Source organism: Filibacter tadaridae, assembly GCF_900609045.1.
Classification (GTDB): domain Bacteria; phylum Bacillota; class Bacilli; order Bacillales_A; family Planococcaceae; genus Sporosarcina; species Sporosarcina tadaridae.
In genome coordinates this window covers 599,822-622,891 of the sequence record NZ_UXAV01000042.1, presented here as the reverse complement: position 1 = coordinate 622,891, position 23,070 = coordinate 599,822, and the positions used below count along the sequence as shown (strand labels likewise).

Here is a 23,070-nt window from a genome sequence, read left to right as displayed (position 1 = left end):
CCTCACAGTTTGGGCAATTGCCCTTACAGTTCCGCCGGGCCATGACAGTTTTCGAGATAGCCCTTACAGTTTGGGCAATTGCCCTTACAGTTCCGCCGGGCCGTGACAGTTTACAAGATTGCCCTCACAGTTCGAGCAATTGCCCTTACAGTTTCGCCGGGCCATGACAGTTTACGAGATTGCCCTTACAGTTTGGGCAATTGCCCTTACAGTTTCGCCGGGCCATGACAGTTTTCGGGATTGCCATGACAGTTTGGGAAATAGCCCTTACAGTTCCGCCGTGCCGTGACAGTTTACAAGATTGCCCTCACAGTTCGGGCAATTGCCCTTACAGTTCACCAATTCACCCTTACAATTTCTCCAATCGCCATGACAATTTTCCGAATCCCACCTTTTAATAAGAAAAAACTGTTGAAATCATCCTCTAATCTGTCTATGCTAAGAAAAGCAGAACAGAAGGAGACAACGTAACATGGATAAGCCTATAAATGAAGAAATTGCGGCACGGCGGACATTTGCAATCATTTCCCACCCGGATGCCGGGAAAACGACAATTACAGAAAAACTCTTGTATTTCGGAGGAGCAATCCGTGATGCAGGAACAGTAAAAGGTAAAAAATCAGGAAAGTACGCTACATCGGATTGGATGGAAATCGAGAAACAACGTGGGATTTCTGTAACATCATCTGTTATGCAATTCGATTATGATGGAAAACGTGTCAATATCCTCGATACACCCGGCCACGAAGATTTCAGTGAAGACACATACCGTACGCTAATGGCAGTTGACGCAGCAGTAATGATGATTGACTCTGCAAAAGGTATTGAACCACAAACTCTTAAGTTGTTTAAAGTGTGTAGCATGCGTGGAATCCCGATTTTTACGTTCATCAATAAGATGGATAGACAGGGTAAAGAACCGCTTGAACTGATGGCAGAATTGGAAGAAGTTCTCGGTATTCAATCTTATGCTATGAATTATCCTATCGGGATGGGTAAAGAATTCATCGGACTGTATGATCGGTTCAACAATCGGATTGAGCAAGTCAGGGTTGAGGAAGATAAACGATTTTTGAAATTGAATGATGAGGGTGAACTAGCTGAGCCGCATCCAATGACAGTGACATCGTATTATCAACAAGCAGTAGAAGACGTACTTTTATTAAACGAAGCGGGTAATGAGTTTGATGAAGAACGGATTGCCAAGGGTGAACTGACGCCTGTATTTTTTGGTAGCGCCTTAACGAATTTCGGTGTGCAGACGTTTTTGGAAACATTTTTACAATTCTCGCCACCACCACAGCCACGTATTACAAAAGATGAGACGGTTATCAATCCATATTCCGAAGAGTTTTCGGGTTTCATCTTCAAAATACAGGCCAATATGAATCCCGCGCACAGAGACCGTATTGCGTTCGTCCGAATTGTATCGGGAGAATTTGAGCGGGGCATGACTGTACGTGTACCGCGGATTTCGAAAACATTCAAACTTACACAGACGACTCAGTTTCTCGCAGATGATAGAGAAACAGTCGACGAAGCGGTTGCCGGCGACATTATCGGTTTATACGATACGGGAAATTATCAAATTGGTGATACGGTCATTGGTGGTAAATCTAACTTCCAATTCGATGCATTGCCTGTATTTACGCCAGAACTTTTTGTTCGAGTGACAGCGAAGAATGTCATGAAGTCGAAACACTTCCACAAAGGTATTCTGCAACTGGTGCAAGAAGGGGCCATTCAATATTACAGAACATTGCACACAGAAGAAGTGATACTCGGTGCAGTTGGGCAGCTTCAGTTTGAAGTGTTCGAGCATCGTATGAAAAACGAATATAATGTTGAAGTTCGCATGGAGCATATCGGTTCGAAAGTAGCCCGTTGGATTGAAAATGAAGAAGATGTAAAAGAGGCCATGGCGGGACAACGTGCGATGCTTGTAAAAGATCGCCATGACAATCTTGTATTTCTTTTCGAGAATGAATTTGCAATGCGTTGGTTCCATGATAAATATCCTGAGATCCAACTGTATAGTCTTTTATAAAGAATTACCCGGCAAATCGGTTCACCCGTTTGCCGGTTTTTTTCATATGGCTATTTAATAGTCGTTCATTAGGAGAAAAGTAGTCCCAATTGAAGTCGCGGCGTTATTTGCATATGATTGAGGTAACGTTTTTTGGAAGAAAGGGTCGTGTATATGAAAATTAGTGATTTTTCAATTAGAAGACCGGTTTTTACGATTGTTACGATGTTTCTCGTCATCATTCTGGGCGCAGTATCATTTTTTCGGATTCCTGTTACACTCATTCCAGAATTGAATCCACCGATTGCGGTTGTTGTATCAAGTTATCCAGGCGCATCGCCGATAGAGGTTAGTGAAAAAGTAACGAAACCGCTTGAAACGAGTCTATCGACAGCGCCAGGTTTGAAATCGATGCAATCCTCTTCACAAGAAGGTGCTAATTTCATCCTATTGATGTTCGACTGGTCTACAAATATTGACGAAGTCCAGCTCGACATTATGCAACGGATTGATCAAGTACCGGTTCCTGAAGGGGCGGAGAAGCCTCGCTTTATGAAGTTCGATCCGGCCCAATTCCCCGTTATTCAGCTGTCACTAAGAGCAACTACTGAGGATACCGATATCCGGCGAATTGCTGAACAGTTGGAAACGGAATTACGTCGGACAAAAGGTGTTGCAAGTGTAACTATTTCAGGACAACTTATGGAAGAAGTTCAAATTATACTGGATGCGAAAAAATTGGAGGACAATGGTCTCGTACAATCTGACGTTGTCCAAACAATCCAGTCGAATAACGTTTCAATGCCTGGTGAGCCGATTGAAACGAAAGACGGGAAGCAGTTGACAACCCGTATCGTCAGTACATTGACGACAATTTCAGATATACGGAGTATCACAATCGGGGTGAACCCCCTTACCGGTAAAAAAGTGAAAATTAGTGATGTAGCAGATGTGTCACTTGTTGAAGCCGATTCCACGACAAAGACGCGTGCAAATGAAGAGCAAGCGGTACTTATGTCTGTTTTACAAGAATCGGGTGCCAATACAGCTGACGTCTCCACTTCTTTCAAAGAAGCACTTGACAAGCTACTGGACAAAGAAGAGTTCGAAGGAATCGAATCCGATATCTTATTCGACCAAGGAGATTACGTGAAACTAGCCATTAACAATATCGGGCAATCGCTATTACTTGGTGGACTTTTTGCGATGATTGTCCTGTTTCTATTCCTACGTGGTATTAAGAGTCCTATTATTATTGGAATTGCAATCCCTTATTCAGTCATCGTTACATTTGTACTGATGTATTTTGCAAATTTCTCACTCAATATCATGACGCTCGGTGCCCTTGCACTAGGTATCGGCATGCTTGTCGATAATGCGATTGTCGTTATTGAAAATATCGAGCGGCATCTTGCGATGGGGAAAGAGCCTAAACAGGCCGCGCGGGAAGGGTCGAAAGAAGTGGGAGGCGCTATTACGGCATCCACTTTGACGACACTCGCTGTTTTTGTCCCAGTCATCTTCATCAGCGGGCTAATCGGTCAAATATTCACCGAGTTTGCGTTGACCATTTCCTTCAGCTTGTTTGCATCGCTCATCGTAGCTTTAACTGTAGTTCCGATGCTTGCCAGTCGACTCTTGAAAAAACCGAAAAAGAGTATGGAAGCACGCAGACGACGTTCGAAAACATTAAATGGCTTTGAACGATCTGTGAAATGGGCTTTGAAATATCGAGTTATCGTTTTATTATTTACTATTGTTCTATTAGTACTTAGCAGCTTGAGTTTATTTAAAGTAGGTACAGAATTCCTACCGGCCACTGACGAGGGCTTTGTAAGTATCTCTGTGACATTACCTAACGGATCTTCTCCGGCGGCCACTGACGACGTTGTGAAGCGTATTGAGGCAGAGTTGAAGACGCAAGAAGACGTGGAAGTGTATGTAAGTCTTGTGGGAGGCACACAACAAAGTTTGGCGCAAGGAAGCTCGGAAGCGAACGTTGCTGAACTGTATGTCAAACTTGTGCCACTGGATGATCGGAAACGCTCGGTTTTTGAATTTGTTGATGACGTGCAGCCGAATGTATTGAAGGCAGTTAAAGGTGATGCGGAAATCGGATTCAATTTGCAAACGGCATCCGGATCCACACCCAATACATTAACGTTTTCAATGAAAGATATTGATGAGAAAAGGTTGGATGAGGCGGTATCCAAGCTGAACAGTGAACTTGCGGAACTACCATCCGTTACTGAATTGACGAATACACTTAAAGATACAGTCGAAGAGATTCGAATTGAAGTTGACCGAAATCTAGCGCAAGAAAAAGGCCTGGTTCCCTATCAAATTGCGCAAACTGTTAACAACGTTACACGTGGTTCATTTGCGACCCAGATTATTAGCAAAGATGACAATGTATATGGCGTGTACGTCAAGTATGATAAAAAGTTCCGTAATAGTACGGATCAGTTGAAAAAACTGAAACTCCGCACACCTGCGGGCATATTTGTGACGTTAGGTGAAGTCGCTGCCATTAATGTGTCTGAAGGACCTGTATCGATTCAACGTGTTGACCAGGCACATTCGGTCACATTTGATGTGAAGTATAAATCTTCCCAGTCCTTGGGGGAAATGACTGCTAAAGTGAATGAGGCAATCGAAAAAATGGATTTATCAGATGAAATCGACATCACTTATAGCGGTGATCGGGAATTGTTTGAGAGTGCCATCGATGACATGATTATGGCATTGATTTTGGCTGTTGTGCTCGTCTATATCGTGATGGCAGCTCAGTTTGAGTCATTCAAATACCCATTTGTTATCATGTTCTCCGTACCGCTTATGGTAATTGGCGTAGCGATTGGGTTGTTCGCAACGAATACGCCGATCAGTGTAACAGCAATAATCGGTATTCTTGTTCTTGTAGGAATTGTCGTGAATAATGGAATCGTGCTCGTCGACTACATCAATCAACGGAAAGAGGCAGGGATGAGCTCATACGACGCGATTACCGTTTCCGTTAAAGATCGGGTACGGCCAATCTTAATGACAGCACTGACGACGATTCTAGGCTTATTACCGCTTGCGCTAGGCATCGGTGAAGGAACGGAAATGAACCAGCCGATGGGCATCGCAGTCATTGGCGGATTAATCAGTTCGACATTCTTAACACTTTACATCGTACCGGTTATTTACAGCTTTTTCGATAAAGAAACAAGAAAAAAAGCAGTACCAAAAAAGTAATAGGAAAGCCCTCTTGACGGAGGGCTTTTTCGATGTCAGGATTCGCATAACGTAAAGTAATTGTTTACTTATCCCACAAAGATGGTATACTGAACAGGAAGCAATAAAACCGAATAACTTTTGACTTTATGTCAAAGGGGAGTAGCTGTAGGGAAACCTATTTCATAGTCGTCAATACATGGCTTTTGCCATCGGTTATGATAGCTGGATTTTAGCAATTTAAATTCCGTCTTAGCGAGACCTTTGCCTTTTATTAGGCGACGGTCTCTTTTTGTGCGCCTAATTGATAAAGTCCACTGTTATATCGTTTTGCTTTAATGAACAAAGTATGAAATTGGGAGGAAATGGAATGGAAGCAATCTTATTGGAATACGCATGGGTACTCATTGTACTTATCGTATTAGAAGGACTTCTGGCAGCAGATAATGCTGTCGTCATGGCGGTTATGGTGAAACATTTACCGCGGCTTGAACAGAAAAAGGCATTGTTTTATGGTTTGCTCGGAGCCTTCGTTTTCCGTTTTGCAGCGTTATTCATGATTACAGTTCTTGTTAACTTCTGGCAAATACAAGCGATTGGGGCTGTCTACTTATTATTCATTGCCGTTAAGAGCATCATGGATCAGCGCAAGGACGATAATCCCGATGTAGAATCTAAGCCACGTAAGCAGTCGGGTTTCTGGATGACTGTGCTCAAAGTCGAATTGGCGGATATTGCATTTGCGCTTGACTCAATGCTTGCAGCGGTTGCACTTGCAGTGACACTTCCGGAATTAGGGGATTTCCATATTGGAGGCATTAATGGCGGTCAATTCATCGTCATGTTGTTGGGTGGAATCATTGGCCTGATCATTATGCGTTTTGCAGCTACACAATTTGTGAAACTGTTACAAAAGTATCCATCACTCGAAACAGCAGCATTCCTTATCGTTGGGTGGGTCGGTGTCAAGCTGGCGGTTCTTACACTTGCACATCCCAAGCTTCAAATTATTGATGAAGCATTCCCGCACTCAACAGTATGGAAATTGACATTCTGGATAGTACTCGTTTCGATTATCATCCTGGGTTACTTCTTAGGTGTACGAAGTAATAAAAAGAAATAACATAACAAAATGGAGTAGGTGAATTATCGCTTCATCACAACTTTTGATATTTGGGAAGTTTGTCCTTTCATTTTTACGTAGACTTCTCTAAAATGGGGTCAATAGCTCTTGCTTGTCGAAAGGAACGTGAAGCGATTGAAATTCACACGTGAAAGTTTTCGGAAATTCACGCCTGCACAAATCATTGTGTTCTATTATTTTCTGGCCATCGCCTTTTCGTTTTTTCTGCTGAACTTACCGGGTGTCTATTTACCAGGAGTTGATATCCGTTTTATCGACAGCCTTTTTACGGCAGTAAGTGCTGTTAGTGTGACTGGGCTAACACCCATCAGCATAGGAGGGACATACACGGTATTTGGCATTTGTATGCTTATGCTCGTTTTACAAATTGGCGGGATTGGTATTATGTCGATTGGAACGTTCTTTTGGCTAATCGTGAAAAAGAGAATTGGACTCCGTGAACGGCAATTGATTATGGTGGATCACAATCAATACAGCCTTGCCGGTGTAGTCCATCTAATTAGGCAGATTGTCAAAATTATTTTCTTGATCGAGTTAATAGGCGGTCTGATTTTCACGTTATATATTATGCGGTTTTACGAGTCATTTAGTGACGCGCTACTTAACGGTATGTTTATGTCAGTTTCAGCGACGACAAATGCAGGATTCGATTTAACAGGCGCTTCGCTTAAACCATATTTTGATGATTATTTCATTCAAACAATAACGATGATATTAATTATCCTCGGTGCTATCGGTTTCCCGGTTCTTATTGAGGTGAAAGGCTTTTTTTCAAAAAAGGTTCCAAACTTCCGATTTTCATTGTTCACAAAAATTACTGTAACAACTTTTGGAGGTTTGTTAGCCCTTGGTACGGTGATGATTCTTTTACTGGAATGGTCACATTCTTTCAAAGGAATGGCGTGGCATGAAAAAATTCTTACTTCGTTATTCCACTCTGTATCCTCTAGATCAGCAGGGCTTACTACATTTGATATAACCGGGTTTAGTGAAGCAACAGATATTATGATCAGTTCCCTTATGTTTATCGGTGCTTCGCCAAGTTCAGTGGGAGGCGGAATTAGAACGACAACTTTCGCCATTGCTATCCTTTTTTTGATTAACTTTGCTCGTGGAAACGAAGTGATTCATGTTTTTAATCGTCAAATTAAATTAGTAGACGTATTCCGTTCCTATGCGGTGATTCTTCTAGCTGCTGTAATGGTCATGACGGCGCTTCTTATCATGCTTATAACAGAACCGGGTGTACCGGTCGTTGCGCTTTTGTTTGAAATCACATCTGCTTTTGGAACATGCGGTATGTCGCTCGGCATCACAGCGGATCTGTCCATTGTTGGAAAATCGATTATCATGATACTTATGTTTATCGGTCGGGTGGGACTTATTTCGTTCCTTTTTACACTCGGTGGAAAAACGAAAAAACCACATTATCACTTCCCAAAAGAACGTGTCATAATTGGATGAAAAAGGACTGCTCCCGAATTTGAAGGGAGCAGTTTTATTTTTGTTGAAAGGAAATTTTCTAGACAGCATCGACTTTTAACTGAATATATACTATGATAAAAAGAATTGAAATTGTAAGCTACATAGAACAAGCAGAAAATCCGATTCACTAAAAAGAGCAATTGCATACCAGTCTAGCATGTTTATACGCAAGAACTTGAGACCACTTTGAATTTTTTTACAACGAATTATTCACATTGTATTTTTTGTCGAAACTTAATATGGTTCTAAAAGACTATATCAAGAATACTTAAAATATGGAATAATCCGAACTAGTGGTGATTTGCAAAAAATTGACCTTTCCGCATGAATCATTGTCATTTTTCATACTGTCTTTAAAAGAGTTCAGGGGGAATATACATGAATTTTAAAGAGGAAAAGGTAAGTCAGTACATATCCTTGCTATTGGATGACCCAAATAGGCCATGTGCTGTGTTTGGACTGGACGGGACTATATTGAAAAAAAACGAATCCTTTCGGGAAAAATTGGGTTCTGAACATACAAAGGCAATTCACGATTTTGTGGATGAAGATTCATTACATACCTGGAAAAACTTTTCTACCCAGGTTAGCCAATCGGAACAAACAACAGTGAATATGTGTGTTCAGTTAGCTTCGAAAAAAAAGACTATCGTGAAAGTGAATTTGCTGTATTTTAATGTCGGGCGAAAGATAGTTGCAGTCTTCAATCTTCCTGCAAGTTCTAATGGGACAGCTGGAAAAGCATATGTAAAGGCTTTTCGACATTCGGAAAGTTTTATGGCCGTCATAGATAATAAAGGGATTATCCATGACGTCAATGAAATGCATAGTGAATTTTTTAATTTGCCTCGTAGTTATTTTGTCGGGAGGAAGGCCCACGTTCTAACCCAATTATTAAATGTAGAAGCTGGCGACTTCATTAATTACTATAAGAAAATACAGGAGTACGGTTATGCGGAAGTGTTTAAACGTGTAGAGCTGTCACCAAACGAAGTGAAACAATTTTATATAACGACTTTTTTTGACGAAGAGACAGAAATGTATTTATTTCGGATAAAGGATCGAACAGAGAAGATGTTTTTGGAAGAGCGTTTAGCCCATAAAGCATCTTTGTCGACCGTTGGAGAACTTGCGGCAAGTATTGCACATGAAATTCGTAATCCGATGACAACGTTGAAAGGATTCACTCAATTATTAAGGGGATCTGCAACGGATGAGTCGATTCGGTATATTACGGTAATAGAAGACGAAATTGAAAGAATGGATTCTATATTAAACGAAATGTTAATACTCTCAAAACCAACACATAGTAAAAAATCCGTATTCTCGCTTGAAGCACTTGTTAGGGATATGGCAAGTGTTTTATATCCGAAAGCGATGATGGAAGGTATTAAAATTGTTCAAAACGATAATGGTTTAAAAAACACGTTGATTTCAGGCAGTTCCGATAAAATAAAGCAAGTGCTACTTAATCTATTCAAAAATGCGCTTGAATCAATGGAATCGGGTGGGACATTGACAATCGATATCAACCAAAACGACGCTAAACAACTCGTCGTTTCCATTACGGATACAGGTAAGGGAATGAATCTGCAACAGGTGAATCAAATTTTTATGCCCTTTTTCAGTTCAAAGAGAGAAGGAACAGGCCTGGGCCTTCCATTTGTTTTGAAAACGATTGAAGAACACAAAGGAACGATTACAGTTGAAAGTGAAGTGGGTGTGGGTACAACGTTCACCGTAACTCTACCTAAACTGATTGAGACTACAGAAGCCTTAAAAATTAACGCTGATAAATTATTATTAGGATAGGTTCAAACTTTTCGCCCTTTTGACAGGTAAGCCATGTCATCTATATAATGGAAATGACTGAACAGAGACTCAAAAGGTGGATTGTTACTATGGAAGATGATACGGAACGTGCATTGAAATTATTTATTGTCCTTTCTAGAGCAAGCAAAGTACTTTTGGAAGAGGCGCATAAACCGATTGAGAAACACGGACTTAACCCGACTGAATTTGCGGTCCTTGAATTGCTTTACCACAAAGGAAGACAGCCGATTCAAAAAATCGGACAAAAAATATTGCTTCGAAGTGGCTCTATGACCTACGTTGTGGATAAGCTCGCAGCAAGGGGATTATTGGAACGCGTCTATTGTGAAGAAGACAAACGAGTGACGTATATGTCAATTACAACAGCAGGCGTTGAGCTGATAACGTCCGTGTTTCCGAAACACCAAGAGAATATAAACCAATTACTATCTGCACTCTCAGTGGATGAACAAGAAACTGCAATCATATTACTTAAAAAGCTTGGTTTATCGATTAAAAACTTGTCATAATATTATCTTTATAAAAGAAAAAAGCCGTATGGGTGCATCCATACGGCTTTTCTAATTGGAACCTTTTTATTTTGTTGTAATTGTTTCGCCCATCCGAACGAAGTTTTCAGTATGTTCTTCTTTTGGCGAATCAAATAGTGTTAGTCTGACAATCATATCTCCTCGTTCAAAGACGATGCCTGTTACAGTACCCGTTTCGGTTTGAACTTTAGAAGCTTTGACCGTTGAAATGTCTTCACCAGATGGTAACTTTTCTTCATCTGTCAATTCAACAGGTGCATTACCGTCGCTTGCTGCCTTCAAAATTTCATTCATATTCTCAACGAGATAGTCGAATGTACCATCTTCCTTTTTCATTGTTTCAATGCGCATGAAGATTTCTTCTTCACCTTCGACATACAAGCTATCTCTTCCAGGTTCTTCACTCGTTAATGTATAGGTAGGAAGTAAATAGATAGAATAGTCCTGTTCGTCACTTTCCGTCAATATAGCATCTTTCAATACAACTTTTTGACTTTCAGGTACTGGATCTGTGCCATCGTCGACCGATTCAGTATCTGTTTCTACTTCCTGAGTTGTTCCTGCGGTTCCATTCGTTTTAACGTCCTTGTTTTCATTTTCAGTATCCGTTCCACACGCTGACAAAAGAATAGCGGTAGCGGCTGCTACGTATAAAAGATTCAATTTTCGTTTCATATTCAAAAAACTCCTTCTCTATAGTAGACGTCCAAAACGCAAAGATGTTTCAGCAATGCTGGATTTAAGAAGTGATTTCCTCACTACCGTCCCTCGCGATATCCACCCATTAGAGTACACTATTTTGCTAGTTTCCGCTACCGTGAATAATTGTATAGCGTTTGTGATTGATGACTGTCTTTTCTTCCACCTCAAGCTCGTCAAAGTTCTCCATATACGTTAAATCGACGATGACCGAGTTCTCATTCACTTTTTCCACTACACCTTGTAATCCGTCTTTGAATTCTACAATATTACCAACCTCTGCAATTGTCATTGTAAAATACCCCCCTTTTTAATACTCTACCAGTCCATTCTTTTTTACGTTTAAACTTGAATAAGACCTATAGTTTTCTACGAATCAACTACATTCTCTCTTAGAAAAGAGAGGACGTAAAGTCTTTTCTTTGTATTTTCAAAGAAGTTTCCAACTTGTCGGAATATGTCGCAAACTATTTTGTTATTTGTAAGATCAATCCTGTATAATAGTACCTATATGGGTTGAATTAAAGAATTCCATTGAACCCGTTACGGCGATCGTGGATGCCTCCGACCACAAACGAGGGCACTGAAAAAGCCCGATTTCTTTCAAAACCGTTGATTTCCGTTCCGAGCGGACGCTTTCTGCGGGTACGGCTTGGGCCTACAGGATGTAGGTCATGCAACCGTTGCGGCAGGACGCCGCGAACTTAGGTTGACTTCCTTAAATCAGTCCGGGGTCTTCAGCTCGTGCTGTTCCCGCAGGAGTCGCCGCTCTCCACTACAATCAACTAGTTTTCACTAAAAAAAAGAAATTTTTCAGTGCCTTCAGCGCAGCGACGAGAAGGCTAAGACGACGCCTGCGGAAAGCGAGTACAGGAACGAAAAAGCAACTAGCTTTTTTTGATGTTATAAAATTTCGTTTGTTCTTTATAACTAGGTTTATTCCCTAGGGGGTGTCAAGTTGAGATCGAAAGTAGAGACTGATATCGAGACTACACGAAAAAAGTTAATCGCAATGGCAGAAAAAGAAGGACTTTCTAGCCCTGAAACATTGAAACTTAGCCACAGACTTGATGAACTTATCAATCAATTTCAAACTGCTGAATCTAAACGTTTACCTAATGTTGACTAAATTATAAAACCATACGGTATAGAGTGTTAATGCATATAAGAAAATGGGGGAGTTCAAATGACGACAATACAAAACTTTAAGGATGAATTAAACCAGGCAATCATCGGTAGGGAAAAAGAGTTTGATTTCATGTTGATTGCTCTTTTGCAGCAAGGGCATGTTTTACTTGAAAGTGTTCCGGGATCAGGTAAAACAATGATGGCGAAAAGCTTTGCAAGTGCATTCCAAGGGGATTTCAAACGGGTACAGTTCACACCCGATGTTCTACCATCTGATGTGACAGGTATCCGGTACTTTAATCCACAATCACAGGAATTCGTACTTAAAGCAGGACCCGTTTCCACAAATATTCTGCTTGCGGATGAAATTAACCGTGCGACACCGAGGACACAATCAAGTCTTCTTGAATCGATGGAAGAAAAACAAGTGACAATAGACGGTGAGACACTCAAATTGCCCACCCCGTTTATGGTGATTGCCACTCAAAATCCGATTGAATCACAACAAGGGACATTTCCATTGCCAGCCGCACAACTGGATCGATTCTTATTTAAATTGAATATCGGGTACCCGTCTTTTGAAGAAGAGCATCTTATTTTGCAACAGTACGGAAAAAATCCTGGTGCCGTTACGACGTCATCTGTAATCGACCCTGAAGATGTGGCAAGATGGGCAAAAGGTGCAAGTGAAGTTTCTGTCCATGTAGATCTAGAACGATACATATTGAAAATTGTTCGGGCGACTAGGGAACACCCTTATTTGGAACTCGGTCTTAGTTCGCGTGCTGCGCTTGCTATTTTACAAGCGGCGAAATCATATGCATATATTTCAGGCAGAAGTTTCGCGACACCGGATGACGTGAAAGAAATCCTTGCACCTGCTGCATTACATCGTATGGAATTATCAACGGAAGGCATGTTGACAAAGAATTTGGAGGATGTGTTGAAAGAGATTATCGATTCAGTTCCGGCGCCACTTGAGGCGATTGTCTGATGAAGTGGACCCATTATGAGGAAGGGTTTAAAGAGGTTTATCAGGCAATGGGTATTACTCTTATGTTTTTCTTGGCATCATTGATAGCGAAACAAGCCTTGCTTGGTGCCTGCTTTGCAGCAGGTTTAGCAATTTTGGTTTTCCAAAATATGTACTACTCAAAGGTCGGTAAGGATTTGAAATTGTTGCCGCAACAACAACGTAGTCGATTTCTAATTGGTTCAGAAAATGATTTAGTTTTGGAATTCGAAAACGGTCAGACACCTATCTGGAATGGAATGCTGACACTGTCCATCCAAGATGCTGTCATGCCAGTAGTCGATAAAATGGATCATTTCAGCGGGATATTCGATTTTTCTGTTCCTTTTTCAGCGGGAAAAGGAGAAAAAGTAAAAGTGACGATTCCGTTGACTGGAAGAAAAAGGGGTCTTTCCAGAATTGTTCGATTGACGATTGAAATCCCTCATTTATTCGGCGGAGGATCTATATTGATGGAATTGGATGACTTTGTCAGACAAGAAAGTTTGGTGTATCCGAAAATTGTCCCTTTCACGGGGATTCTTCAACCCGCTGCTTTCAAACCGGGTGAAGTTGAACAACGGCATGCGCTTTTTCATGACGTATTTCAGCCGGTTGGCACAAGAGATTATGTTCCGTCTGACCGTTTCGACCAAATCCATTGGACGGCAAGTGCACGTATGCAGAAGTTGCAAACGAAAGAGTTCTTGCCTGTAACATCACAGTCCGTCATGTTTCTTGTAAACGGGGTGGAGAAATCGAATGCGTTGGACGACTTTGAGAAGAAAATTGAGCGCTTGGCATCTTATGCTGATTACTGTACAAGGAAGAACATTCCTTATTCAATTGCCTTGAATCTACTGGCTTTCGGTGAAACACTTTACATGTATGTTGAGACAGGAATAGGAAAAGCCCATTATCAAAAGACATTGGAAACTTTGGCACAACTGTCGGAAAGAAAAGCTAAGATTCCTTTTGAAAATATGATGCAACGTGTGGAGATGGCTGGGTTACTTCCGCCGACTATCGTGCTAATTACACATGAACCTGAAAGATATGACCAGGTTATAAAAAAGTGGTCAAAATTCAATCATGTAGTGGTAGATTGTTTTTATGAAGGGGGGAAGGGAAATTGGGACAGAATCGACTCGAAAGAAAACGTACTCAATTAGTCAATTCCGAACGATTTCTGCTTGAACTTCTTCTTATCATTTATGGATTTATATATATAGGTGCCAATGTATGGGGAAATCCACAATTTACATGGCTTATATTAATCTCCATCGGAGCAGTCCTTTCATATGTCATTTTTTCGAAAGTCGATTATTCAGTTGGCCCCAGCATTATGATTCCAGCACTTATCGCTGTACCGTTATATGTCATGGGATTACACTTTATCCCCGTATTAATCATTTTTGTGTATACATTTTGGCGATTCAAAGCCAATTTTGGAGATTCGAAAGTAAAAGGATGGCCGTTCATTTTTTTGAATACCCTCATCCTAGCATGCTCCTATCTATTTTCAATGTTCTTATTTGTGAATGATAGTCCCCATGAGGTATTCATGAATCATATCATTTTGTATTGTGCGACAACAGTCTTGTTTATCATTGTACGCTTTCTAGTCATTTGGAAGATGGGACGTATTTATCGCCAATTCAATTTTGTTGAAGCGACAAAGATTTTTGGTAGTCTGCTGGGAATAGGCGCTTTGACGTACATTGTCGTTTATTTTCTTCTTGTACCTGTACGAAATGGAATTATCGCCACTGTAGCATTCCTTTTCAGTGGTATTTTCATGATGTTTGGTAAAGCGGTTACGCCGCTCTTGGATTGGGTCATTGCCCGTTTTGATGCAGCACGGGAAGCTTTTCTGGCCGAAGCAGATCCCCAAAAAATTGCTCCTATGATTGAAATGCAAGAAGAAAGAAAAATTATGGCCACAGAAATGAAAGATATAGACTTGATGATAATGATTGTGATTGGTATTGTCGTTGTGATTGCATTTATTCTCATACTTCGAAATAGAAAAAAGGCGAAGGTTCAACATGAAGATTCCGCGTATACCGTTCGCACATATGGACGAAAAAAGAATCGAAAAAAACCGCAAAAAAGTGCTACATACGATTATTCCTCAGCAACAGATAGTATCCGTCAGGCTTATAGGGATTTTGAGCAACAAGCACACGACTTAAAGATGCCGCGTCTCGCTGGCGAAACAGTAAAGGAATGGTTTTCGAGAATGGGATGGGGACTTCAACAGGGAAATGAAGTGCTTTTCAATACGTATGATAAAGTGAGATACGGTTCTTTTATGATTACAGAAGAGGAAAGAAACCAATTCATCCACCAGCTCGAAAAGCTGAAAGAAAAAATCTTTTCAAAAGACGTTTAACTTTCAAGAATAACGGGTACATTATATATGAACACAGCAACATTCTCATTTCCCCCTTTTAGGACGGAGCCCATTATAGGGCCCCGTCCTCTTTTTTTAGGAAGAAATAATTGAAAATATATATTTGTTTGTTAAGATAATTCTATATACTTATTAATAAGGGGGAATTGGAATGGATATGCAAAGATTGGCGTTCATTGGGACTGGTGTTATGGGGAAAAGTATTGTTAAGCATTTGCTGAAAGCAGGATTCGAAGTTGCGATACATACTAGAACAAAGGAAAAAGCGGAATCACTTATTGAGGAAGGTGCTATTTGGGCAAGTTCAGTATCTGAAGCGGTGTCTGGTGCAAAAATCGTCTTTACAATGGTTGGCTATCCGTTAGATGTAGAATCAGTTTACTTTGGTGAAGAAGGAATCTTGTCTTATGGACAATCAGACCAGGTTGTTATCGATATGACGACTTCTAGTCCATTACTTGCAAAGCGTATTGCAAAAAAGGCTTCCGAGTTGAAAATGGCATCGATTGATGCACCAGTATCGGGCGGAGATGTGGGTGCCCAAAACGGGACATTATCAATTATGTGTGGAGGGGAAGAAAAGACGTTTAAAAAGATTTTGCCTATCCTTTCCCTATTCGGCAAGCAGATTGTCTATCAAGGTGCTGCGGGGGCAGGTCAACATACGAAAATGTGCAACCAGATTGCCATCGCGACAAATATGATTGGTGTTTGCGAAGCGATTGCTTATGCTGAACAAGCAGGATTGACGCCCGAAACCGTTCTGTCATCCATTTCTTCAGGGGCCGCAGGGTCGTGGTCATTATCGAATTTGGCACCACGGATGTTAAAAAAGGATTTTGAACCTGGATTTTATATCAAACACTTTTTGAAGGATATGGATATCGCACTTGCGGAAGCGGAAGCGATGGAACTACATTTACCAGGATTGGAGCTTGCGCGGGGGATGTATGACCAACTTATACAAAAAGGCTATGGGGAAAAAGGCACACAGGCACTCTATCTTACCTACAAACAAAACGGAATTCAATAAGTGGTTTTTTCCATCTCCTAAAGCTCGTTAATGTTGGACAAAGCTAAATAAAGAATTATGCCGAAAGAACGGTAGAGATGCTTATTTCAAAAGGTGGGAAAATATATGCTTTTCAACTTGGGTTTCTATTAAGCTCACAAGTCGCCTCAATTCAAGACACTGTTATTTTTCTTAAAACAAGCTGACTCGTGAATTACACGAGTCAGCTTGTTTTACTTTCCATCTAAATAGGAAGAACGGAATTTTTGGGTGTTTTTTATGGCGTGAATACTTTTTTTGGGTTTTGGTTTTGCCTTAACGGGGGTCTTAATGGACAATAAACCAACGTAATCGGATAGAAGTTCGCGAGCTGTTTTCAAGCTCATTCGCTCTTGGGGATTACGTGAGGAATGATCTTGTTGACCAAGATGTGGAAGTGATTTGAAGTCTTCTTTCTCCGGTATCGAATGGAAGAGGAATTCGCCGCATCGTACTAGTACGGTGGAATGTTGTTTACTGAACTTTGGGTTATCAACGAAATGTAAACCGACTTTTTCTGCATGTGCGCAACGGATAAGTTTGTCGAGTGCCATTTTCTTTAGTGAATACAACTGCCTATTGTCCGGCGCAGTTTTTGCATGCCGATTTACAGTGTAAATGGCGACTGCCAACTGGCGTATTGATTGATTTTTTTCCAAAGTAAACCTCCTTCGTGAGCTACAAAAAGTGATTGCATATATTTCCATGTTACCAAATAGGGGAAGAGTTGTCTAATAGTTTACACAATAATTTGACCGGTCGTTCTACCCACACTCGCATGAATTAATAGATAGAACAGTTTAGGCAGGAAGTAGTGCATGTCTAACTGGATTTTTCGAGAGCAACTAAGGCGACTGCACAAATAATGAAAGTACTCATGGTAAATACTGAATTACCTAACCGACTACATTCAACTATCGGGTCGTATATTCTGGATCATCCATTTCATATGTTTGTTCATATCAAGAAAAATGGTCCAAATGATTTTGATATACTATACACAAATTCTTTGGCAAAGGATTACTTTTCAAGTGAAACGCTTGAGGGGCAACTGAGGATTGTTTTTCCTTATCGTCAAGAAGGATCTTACATGATACAATTATGAGTGATTATTCATTCATTTAGGAGGGGGAATTGGCATGTTTGATGAAAAAGTAATCATTGTAACCGGTGGCTCGAACGGAATGGGGAAATATATGGCGAAAAAGTTTGCTGCGGAAGGTGCACAAGTCGTTATTACGGGTAGAGACGAAGAGCGATTGAAAGCGACACAAGAAGAACTTGGTAAAGGTATTCACATTTTCCAAATGGATGTGCGTAACGTCGAATCTGTTGCAGCACTTATTGCTTTTACAGATGAAAAATTTGGACGTATAGACGGCCTAGTTAATAATGCGGCTGGAAACTTCATTGTCCACGCAGAGGAGCTGTCACCGAATGGATGGAAGTCTGTTATTGATATTGTACTGAATGGGACTTTTTATTGTTCAAGTGCAGTAGGGAAGTACTGGATTGAAAAGGGACAAAAAGGGTCTATTTTAAATATGCTTGCAACGTATGCGTGGAATGCAGGTGCAGGGGTAATTCACTCCGCGGCGGCTAAAGCCGGCGTCATGTCGCTTACACGGACGCTAGCCGTCGAGTGGGGGACGCAGTATGGAATACGCGTGAATGGTATTGCGCCGGGTCCTATTGAGCGTACAGGCGGCGCAGATAAGTTATGGGAATCAGAAGATGCTGCAAAACGTACCTTGGCATCTATTCCGCTTGGTCGTCTTGGTCGGCCTGAAGAGATTTCAGAGCTTGCTGCTTTCATTATGTCCGATAAAGCCTCATATATGAATGGTGAAATTGTAACACTCGATGGTGGACAATGGTTAAACAAATTTCCATTTTGATGATTAAGATTACCACATACGCGCATCCTTTATAAAAGGAGGGATGTATGTTGGATATTTGGACAATCCCGCTAATTATTGTTATCTTCCTCATTTGTGCAATCGGAATAGTAGCGGCACGAAAATCGAGTAAGGCAAACGTTGCGGGCAGTGGACAAGATAGTGCAATTCCGGAAATGGTGGAAGATCATCCTTTTGCATTAAATCCTATTTTGTGGATTTTGCTCGTCGCAACCGCATTTATAGGAATCGTTATTTTTTACTATGCAGCCTCTTCGTAACTGAAGAGGTTTTCTTTTTTGAGTGCGGTTAGAAATGTCTACATATGATATGATAGTAGGGTAGTTTGGAGATAAGGTATAAAGCTACCAGAAGGAGCTGAATCATATGGTTTCTGTGAATAACAGGGATTTTCTTTTCACACCCATTGAGAATTATATTATTTCATCTGAAAAGGTTGCACACGTTCAAATTGGTAACAACGCAGAGCATGCTTTGCTTGTGTTAACGAAAACAGGCTATTCTGCTTTACCAGTTCTTGACTCGAAATATCATTTAAAAGGACTTCTTGGTATTGGTATGATAACAGACTCGATTTTGGGACTTGAACATATTGAATATGAGCGTTTAGGTGATTTAAAAGTGGATGAAATAATGCAAACAGATATTCCTACTGTGAAGACGACTGATCGTTTTCAAAAAGGCTTGGACCTTCTTATCAACCATACATTTCTTTGTGTAACTGAAGAGGATGGTACATTTGCAGGTATTTTAACACGAAGAGTCATATTAAAAGAATTTAAAAAGTATATTTATTCCGCTCAATAAGGGTACGAAATGAAAAAAGGCTCCGTAATGGAGCTTTTTCTATTTGAGAAAAATGAAGAAGGTGAAATGAATAATGAAAAAAAGTAAAGTGACGAACCGTCCGCTTGTCCTCATCTCCGTTATGCTGGCAATGTTCGTTGGGGCAGTTGAAGCGACGATTGTAACGACCGCGATGCCTTCGATTGCATCCGATTTGGGGGGCTTTTCACGCTATAGTTGGATTTTTTCCTCCTACTTATTAATGAGTACGGTGACGGTCCTGATTTATGGTAAACTGTCGGATATATTTGGCCGAAAGCCAGTCTTCTTTGTTGGCCTGTCCATTTTCCTGCTTGGCTCAATCCTTTGCGGCTTTGCCGTGTCAATGGAACAGTTGATTGGATTCCGACTCATTCAGGGATTCGGAGCTGGAGCGGTTATGCCAATCGCATCGACAATCATCGGAGATATTTACTCAACGGAAGAGCGGGCGAAAATCCAAGGTTATTTATCAAGTGTGTGGGGAATTTCAGCTGTTTCGGGTCCTGTAATTGGTGGATTAATCGTCCAATATACTAGTTGGGAATACGTTTTTTGGGTCAACGTTCCTTTGGGATTACTGGCAATGGTTGGTGTATTCTTATTTCTACATGAACCATTACGCGAGAAGAAGGTTTCCATCGATTATAAAGGTGCTATATTGCTTACCTTATCACTGTCAGCCATTCTCCTTTGGTTAGTTGAAGGTGGACAATCATTCGAACGACTTTCGTTCTACAGCATTGCATTGATAGCCTTTGGGATAGGGTTACTCCTCCTTTTTGTAAATACGGAGCGCAAAGTTGAAAATCCTATCATGCCATTTTCTATTTGGAAAAACCCAGTCATATTATATGCCAATCTTGTTTCGTTGACGACAGGTGTAATATTGATCGGTGTCTCCTCCTATTTACCGACTTTTGTATCGGGAGTAATGGAACAGCCTGCCATTATTGCTGGTTTTACACTATCCGCAATGTCGATTGGTTGGCCAATTGCTTCATCCTTTGCGGGTCATTTACTCCTCCGTTACGGAACATTTCGTGTCTCGTTTGTCGGGGGCTTATCACTTGTTGTCGGCGGGCTGTTGTTTGTTATGATGGATGCAGGTTCGAGTCCTTGGTGGGCGGCGATGTCTAGCTTCTTCATCGGCGTTGGTATGGGACTGACAAGTACGTCGTTTATCGTCACGATTCAAAGTGCTGTGCCACGTGAAATGCGGGGGAGTGCAACTGCTGCCAATATGTTCATGCGGAATTTGGGTAATACTGTTGGAGCTGCATTATTTGGTGCAATATTAAATAGTTCGTTGCTTATGCGTTTAAATAAGGAACAGATTGATTTTAAATTGGATGATATCAATCTCCTCTTAACGCAGGAGAAAAGACAAACGCTATCCACGGAACATGCACATTTGCTGCAAACTGCGCTGGACGTCTCTTTACAATGGGTGTATGTGGGTGTATTTGTATTCGCTTTTATTAGCTTACTTCTTATATTAAAGATTCCACGTGGAAAGGGGATACTTTATGACGACGACAGAACTTGAAATACTGAAAGCGTTAGCTGAAGAGGGAAATATGCGAAAAGCGTCTGAACAATTATTTCTTTCACAACCAGCTCTTTCTCAAAGGTTGCAATCGATTGAGAAGGAATGGGGAACGTTGTTATTCATCCGTTCACAAAAAGGGCTTGAACCTACTCCTGCTGGGGAACTTGTTATTGCTTACGCACGTGAGGCCATTCTGAAAAGGGAAGAAACATTTGAGATGATTGCCTCTATGGCGGAGAAAGTGCATGGTACCTTGAAAATCGCTTGTGCGTCCATTGTTGGTCAGACATGGCTACCTCAAGTGCTAAAGGAATATGTCCAGCTCTATCCTGACGCGAAGATTTCACTGATGACCGGATGGAGCTCGGAAATCGTCAAAGCGCTTTATGAAGGAGATGCGCATGTAGGGATTGTGCGGGGACAGGTTGACTGGAAAAGCAGTAAAAAGTATTTGTTCAGGGACCGTCTCTATCTGGTTGACCGTGAAATTATGTCCATTGATGAATTAAAAGATACAAACCGTCCTTTTATTCAATTCAAGAGTGACTCAAATTATCATATGGAAATACAGCGATGGTGGCAACGTCATTTCGATCAAAATCCGGGTAGGCAAATTACAGTGGATCAAATCGAAACATGTAAGCAGCTTGCGCTAAATGGAATTGGTTACGCTATTTTGCCATCAATCACATTGACTGGCGAGGAAAAGATTAATAAACTGCCCTTATTAAACAGTGAGGAGGAGTTTGAATTGACACGTGATACATGGTTGATAGGCTATGAGTCTTCTTTCGAGCTAAAACAGGTGGAGGCTTTTATAGAGATTGTGCAAAAGCATGCGGACCGTTTGCAAAAAGAGCAGGATTATTAAGAATGAAAACCACCATTCCAACGGCTAGTAACCGTTGGAATGGTGGTTTTTTGTGTAGGATACAACCCGGTGCCAGTTACTGACACCATTTGTGCCCTTCAAATTGTGGCAGCAGCTGGCACCGACTTCAAGCGTATTCCTTTATAATCCCGTTAACAATTCTCCGTTACGCTTTGACCAAAATGATGCGATGGTAAAGCAGATGAGCAGGATAATCGTTCCGATGATATATGGGTAGGCGATATTAATATCGAACATGATACCAGCGAGCGCAGGGCCTACCATATTGCCAAGGCTCATGTAAGCGGTCATCATACCTGCTGCAAAGCCTTGCTCGCTACCAGCAAGCTTCGAGACTAGCGTGTTGACTGCGGGTCGCAGGAGAGACGTCGCCGTAAAGAAGAGGGTTGCAACTAAAAGAATTGTCCAGAATGAATCGACAGCTAAAATACCGATCATCGCAATCGCCGCAACGACAAGGTTTACTAAAATAACACGCATTTCTCCGAACCGTTTAAACAACCGATTGATGACGAATGTCTGGGCTATGACGCCGACAAATCCACCAACCGTAATAAGAACGGCAATTTGCGAGGGAGTATAGCCGTATTTCTGATCGACGTAAAGTGAAATGGTAGCTTGGAAATTTGCTAATCCAAATGAAAATACAAACATGACAATCAGCATTATAAAATAGGGTTTTGTTGCTGAACGTTTCAATTGCATAAGTAAGTTTTCCCGCTTTTTCTCTGTTCCCGGTTCTGCTTTAATATGCGGAGCCGGATTAGGCAAAGCGAAAAAGGAAATAGTAGCAGCCGTCAGTGCCGCTGTAGTTGCGACGTAGAAAGGGAACTCAAGACTAATCTTTGATAGGAATCCGCCAATTGCAGGTCCAATCATAAAACCAAGTGACATGGAAGCACCGAGGAGCCCCATGCCTCTTCCGCGTTCCTCGTACGTTGTGACGTCTACGACAAACGCCATCATCGGCGGCACAAGAAAGGCTGATCCGAGTCCGGAGAAGAAACGTGATGCATACAACATCCACAGTTCAGTGGAGAGTCCGAAAGTGAGTTGTGATAAACCGAAAATGATTAAGCCAAAAATAATTAATTTTTTTCGACCATGCTTATCTGATAGATCACCGGCAATCGGTGAAAAGATGAATTGAGAAAAAGAAAACATCGCAATCATAAAGCCCAGCGCCTGGCCAGCGACGCCGAATGTCCCTAAATACTCTGGCATGATTGGAATGATAAGACCGATACCTGACATAGTGATGAACATATTGAACATTAAAATATATAAAGCGAAATTATTTGATTTAGCTGCCACTCTTATCCCAACCTTCTAACTATTT

20 protein-coding genes are annotated in these 23,070 nt (G+C 41.1%); 16 read left to right on the top strand and 4 right to left on the bottom strand.

Features of this window, described 5'->3' with window-relative positions; genetic code table 11:
* Positions 1-472 precede the first annotated feature (472 nt).
* From FILTAD_RS12480 to FILTAD_RS12455, 6 genes are all read left to right on the top strand, one after another.
* On the top strand, positions 473-2,047 hold the full coding sequence (locus tag FILTAD_RS12480; RefSeq protein WP_124071151.1) for a peptide chain release factor 3: 1,575 nt from the start codon (positions 473-475) through the stop codon (positions 2,045-2,047).
* A gap of 153 nt (positions 2,048-2,200) precedes the next feature.
* The gene (locus FILTAD_RS12475) at positions 2,201-5,266 is read left to right on the top strand and encodes an efflux RND transporter permease subunit (RefSeq protein ID WP_124071149.1); all 3,066 of its coding nucleotides are present in this window, start codon (positions 2,201-2,203) and stop codon (positions 5,264-5,266) included.
* Positions 5,267-5,615: 349 nt separating this feature from the next.
* Entirely contained in the window at positions 5,616-6,368 is a 753-nt protein-coding gene (locus FILTAD_RS12470; protein WP_124071147.1) for a TerC family protein, read from the top strand.
* Positions 6,369-6,503: 135 nt separating this feature from the next.
* Complete coding sequence (locus FILTAD_RS12465) at positions 6,504-7,853, top strand: TrkH family potassium uptake protein (RefSeq protein ID WP_124071256.1); 1,350 nt, start codon at positions 6,504-6,506, stop codon at positions 7,851-7,853.
* A 399-nt stretch (positions 7,854-8,252) separates the two neighbouring features.
* Entirely contained in the window at positions 8,253-9,686 is a 1,434-nt protein-coding gene (locus tag FILTAD_RS12460; protein WP_124071145.1) for an ATP-binding protein, read from the top strand.
* Between the two features lie 89 nt (positions 9,687-9,775).
* Positions 9,776-10,216, top strand: coding sequence for a MarR family winged helix-turn-helix transcriptional regulator (locus FILTAD_RS12455; RefSeq protein WP_124071143.1), 441 nt, complete (start codon positions 9,776-9,778; stop codon positions 10,214-10,216).
* Between the two features lie 66 nt (positions 10,217-10,282).
* Here the strand turns inward: FILTAD_RS12455 and FILTAD_RS12450 are convergent, their stop codons facing one another.
* Positions 10,283-10,912, bottom strand: coding sequence for a hypothetical protein (locus tag FILTAD_RS12450; protein ID WP_124071141.1), 630 nt, complete (start codon positions 10,910-10,912; stop codon positions 10,283-10,285).
* 127 nt (positions 10,913-11,039) lie between these two features.
* Positions 11,040-11,228 carry a YkvS family protein gene (locus tag FILTAD_RS12445; RefSeq protein WP_124071139.1) on the bottom strand — a complete coding sequence of 63 codons (189 nt, stop codon included), beginning with the start codon at positions 11,226-11,228 and terminating at the stop codon, positions 11,040-11,042.
* Positions 11,229-11,894: 666 nt separating this feature from the next.
* On the opposite strand from FILTAD_RS12445, the gene FILTAD_RS12440 reads away from it, so the two are divergent.
* The 5 genes from FILTAD_RS12440 (at position 11,895) to FILTAD_RS12420 (ending at position 16,525) form a co-directional block, all read left to right on the top strand.
* Positions 11,895-12,065 (top strand): aspartyl-phosphate phosphatase Spo0E family protein, encoded by a 171-nt coding sequence (locus tag FILTAD_RS12440; RefSeq protein WP_238988237.1) that lies wholly within the window; start codon positions 11,895-11,897, stop codon positions 12,063-12,065.
* A 57-nt stretch (positions 12,066-12,122) separates the two neighbouring features.
* Positions 12,123-13,058, top strand: coding sequence for an AAA family ATPase (locus tag FILTAD_RS12435; RefSeq protein ID WP_124071137.1), 936 nt, complete (start codon positions 12,123-12,125; stop codon positions 13,056-13,058).
* Positions 13,058-14,248 (top strand): DUF58 domain-containing protein, encoded by a 1,191-nt coding sequence (locus tag FILTAD_RS12430; protein ID WP_124071135.1) that lies wholly within the window; start codon positions 13,058-13,060, stop codon positions 14,246-14,248. The genes FILTAD_RS12435 and FILTAD_RS12430 overlap by 1 nt, the downstream gene beginning before the upstream one ends.
* On the top strand, positions 14,209-15,471 hold the full coding sequence (locus FILTAD_RS12425; protein WP_124071134.1) for a DUF4129 domain-containing protein: 1,263 nt from the start codon (positions 14,209-14,211) through the stop codon (positions 15,469-15,471). Before FILTAD_RS12430 ends, FILTAD_RS12425 begins: the two co-directional genes overlap by 40 nt.
* Before the next feature lie 172 nt (positions 15,472-15,643).
* Positions 15,644-16,525, top strand: a complete 882-nt coding sequence (locus tag FILTAD_RS12420) for an NAD(P)-dependent oxidoreductase (protein WP_124071132.1) — start codon at positions 15,644-15,646, stop codon at positions 16,523-16,525.
* A 212-nt stretch (positions 16,526-16,737) separates the two neighbouring features.
* Here the strand turns inward: FILTAD_RS12420 and FILTAD_RS12415 are convergent, their stop codons facing one another.
* Positions 16,738-17,202: a YkyB family protein gene (locus FILTAD_RS12415; protein ID WP_238988236.1), complete on the bottom strand. Its 465-nt coding sequence runs from the start codon at positions 17,200-17,202 to the stop codon at positions 16,738-16,740.
* A gap of 480 nt (positions 17,203-17,682) precedes the next feature.
* Between FILTAD_RS12415 and fadH the strand changes: the two genes are divergently transcribed.
* The 5 genes from fadH (at position 17,683) to ccpC (ending at position 21,710) form a co-directional block, all read left to right on the top strand.
* A complete protein-coding gene (gene fadH, locus FILTAD_RS12410) occupies positions 17,683-18,441 on the top strand; it encodes a 2,4-dienoyl-CoA reductase (protein ID WP_124071129.1) in 759 nt (252 codons plus the stop codon).
* Between the two features lie 47 nt (positions 18,442-18,488).
* Positions 18,489-18,722: a hypothetical protein gene (locus FILTAD_RS12405; protein ID WP_238988235.1), complete on the top strand. Its 234-nt coding sequence runs from the start codon at positions 18,489-18,491 to the stop codon at positions 18,720-18,722.
* A 106-nt stretch (positions 18,723-18,828) separates the two neighbouring features.
* Positions 18,829-19,269, top strand: coding sequence for a cyclic-di-AMP-binding protein CbpB (cbpB, locus tag FILTAD_RS12400; RefSeq protein ID WP_124071125.1), 441 nt, complete (start codon positions 18,829-18,831; stop codon positions 19,267-19,269).
* A gap of 73 nt (positions 19,270-19,342) precedes the next feature.
* Positions 19,343-20,836: an MDR family MFS transporter gene (locus FILTAD_RS12395; protein WP_124071123.1), complete on the top strand. Its 1,494-nt coding sequence runs from the start codon at positions 19,343-19,345 to the stop codon at positions 20,834-20,836.
* Complete coding sequence (ccpC, locus tag FILTAD_RS12390) at positions 20,817-21,710, top strand: transcriptional regulator CcpC (RefSeq protein ID WP_124071121.1); 894 nt, start codon at positions 20,817-20,819, stop codon at positions 21,708-21,710. Before FILTAD_RS12395 ends, ccpC begins: the two co-directional genes overlap by 20 nt.
* A 141-nt stretch (positions 21,711-21,851) precedes the next feature.
* On the opposite strand, the gene FILTAD_RS12385 is transcribed toward ccpC, so the two are convergent.
* A complete protein-coding gene (locus FILTAD_RS12385; protein ID WP_124071119.1) occupies positions 21,852-23,045 on the bottom strand; it encodes an MFS transporter in 1,194 nt (397 codons plus the stop codon).
* Positions 23,046-23,070 lie beyond the last annotated feature (25 nt).

Excerpts from the sequence above, each read along its gene's own strand:
- FILTAD_RS12455 (WP_124071143.1), top strand. The coding sequence starts at position 9,776 with ATGGAAGATGATACGGAACGTGCATTGAAATTATTTATTGTCCTTTCT.
- fadH (WP_124071129.1), top strand. The coding sequence starts at position 17,683 with ATGTTTGATGAAAAAGTAATCATTGTAACCGGTGGCTCGAACGGAATG.
- FILTAD_RS12460 (WP_124071145.1), top strand. The coding sequence starts at position 8,253 with ATGAATTTTAAAGAGGAAAAGGTAAGTCAGTACATATCCTTGCTATTG.
- FILTAD_RS12395 (WP_124071123.1), top strand. The coding sequence starts at position 19,343 with ATGAAAAAAAGTAAAGTGACGAACCGTCCGCTTGTCCTCATCTCCGTT.
- ccpC (WP_124071121.1), top strand. The coding sequence starts at position 20,817 with ATGACGACGACAGAACTTGAAATACTGAAAGCGTTAGCTGAAGAGGGA.
- FILTAD_RS12435 (WP_124071137.1), top strand. The coding sequence starts at position 12,123 with ATGACGACAATACAAAACTTTAAGGATGAATTAAACCAGGCAATCATC.
- FILTAD_RS12470 (WP_124071147.1), top strand. The coding sequence starts at position 5,616 with ATGGAAGCAATCTTATTGGAATACGCATGGGTACTCATTGTACTTATC.
- cbpB (WP_124071125.1), top strand. The coding sequence starts at position 18,829 with ATGGTTTCTGTGAATAACAGGGATTTTCTTTTCACACCCATTGAGAAT.
- FILTAD_RS12430 (WP_124071135.1), top strand. The coding sequence starts at position 13,058 with ATGAAGTGGACCCATTATGAGGAAGGGTTTAAAGAGGTTTATCAGGCA.
- FILTAD_RS12475 (WP_124071149.1), top strand. The coding sequence starts at position 2,201 with ATGAAAATTAGTGATTTTTCAATTAGAAGACCGGTTTTTACGATTGTT.
- FILTAD_RS12445 (WP_124071139.1), bottom strand. The coding sequence starts at position 11,228 with ATGACAATTGCAGAGGTTGGTAATATTGTAGAATTCAAAGACGGATTA.
- FILTAD_RS12405 (WP_238988235.1), top strand. The coding sequence starts at position 18,489 with ATGTTGGATATTTGGACAATCCCGCTAATTATTGTTATCTTCCTCATT.
- FILTAD_RS12480 (WP_124071151.1), top strand. The coding sequence starts at position 473 with ATGGATAAGCCTATAAATGAAGAAATTGCGGCACGGCGGACATTTGCA.
- FILTAD_RS12420 (WP_124071132.1), top strand. The coding sequence starts at position 15,644 with ATGGATATGCAAAGATTGGCGTTCATTGGGACTGGTGTTATGGGGAAA.
- FILTAD_RS12450 (WP_124071141.1), bottom strand. The coding sequence starts at position 10,912 with ATGAAACGAAAATTGAATCTTTTATACGTAGCAGCCGCTACCGCTATT.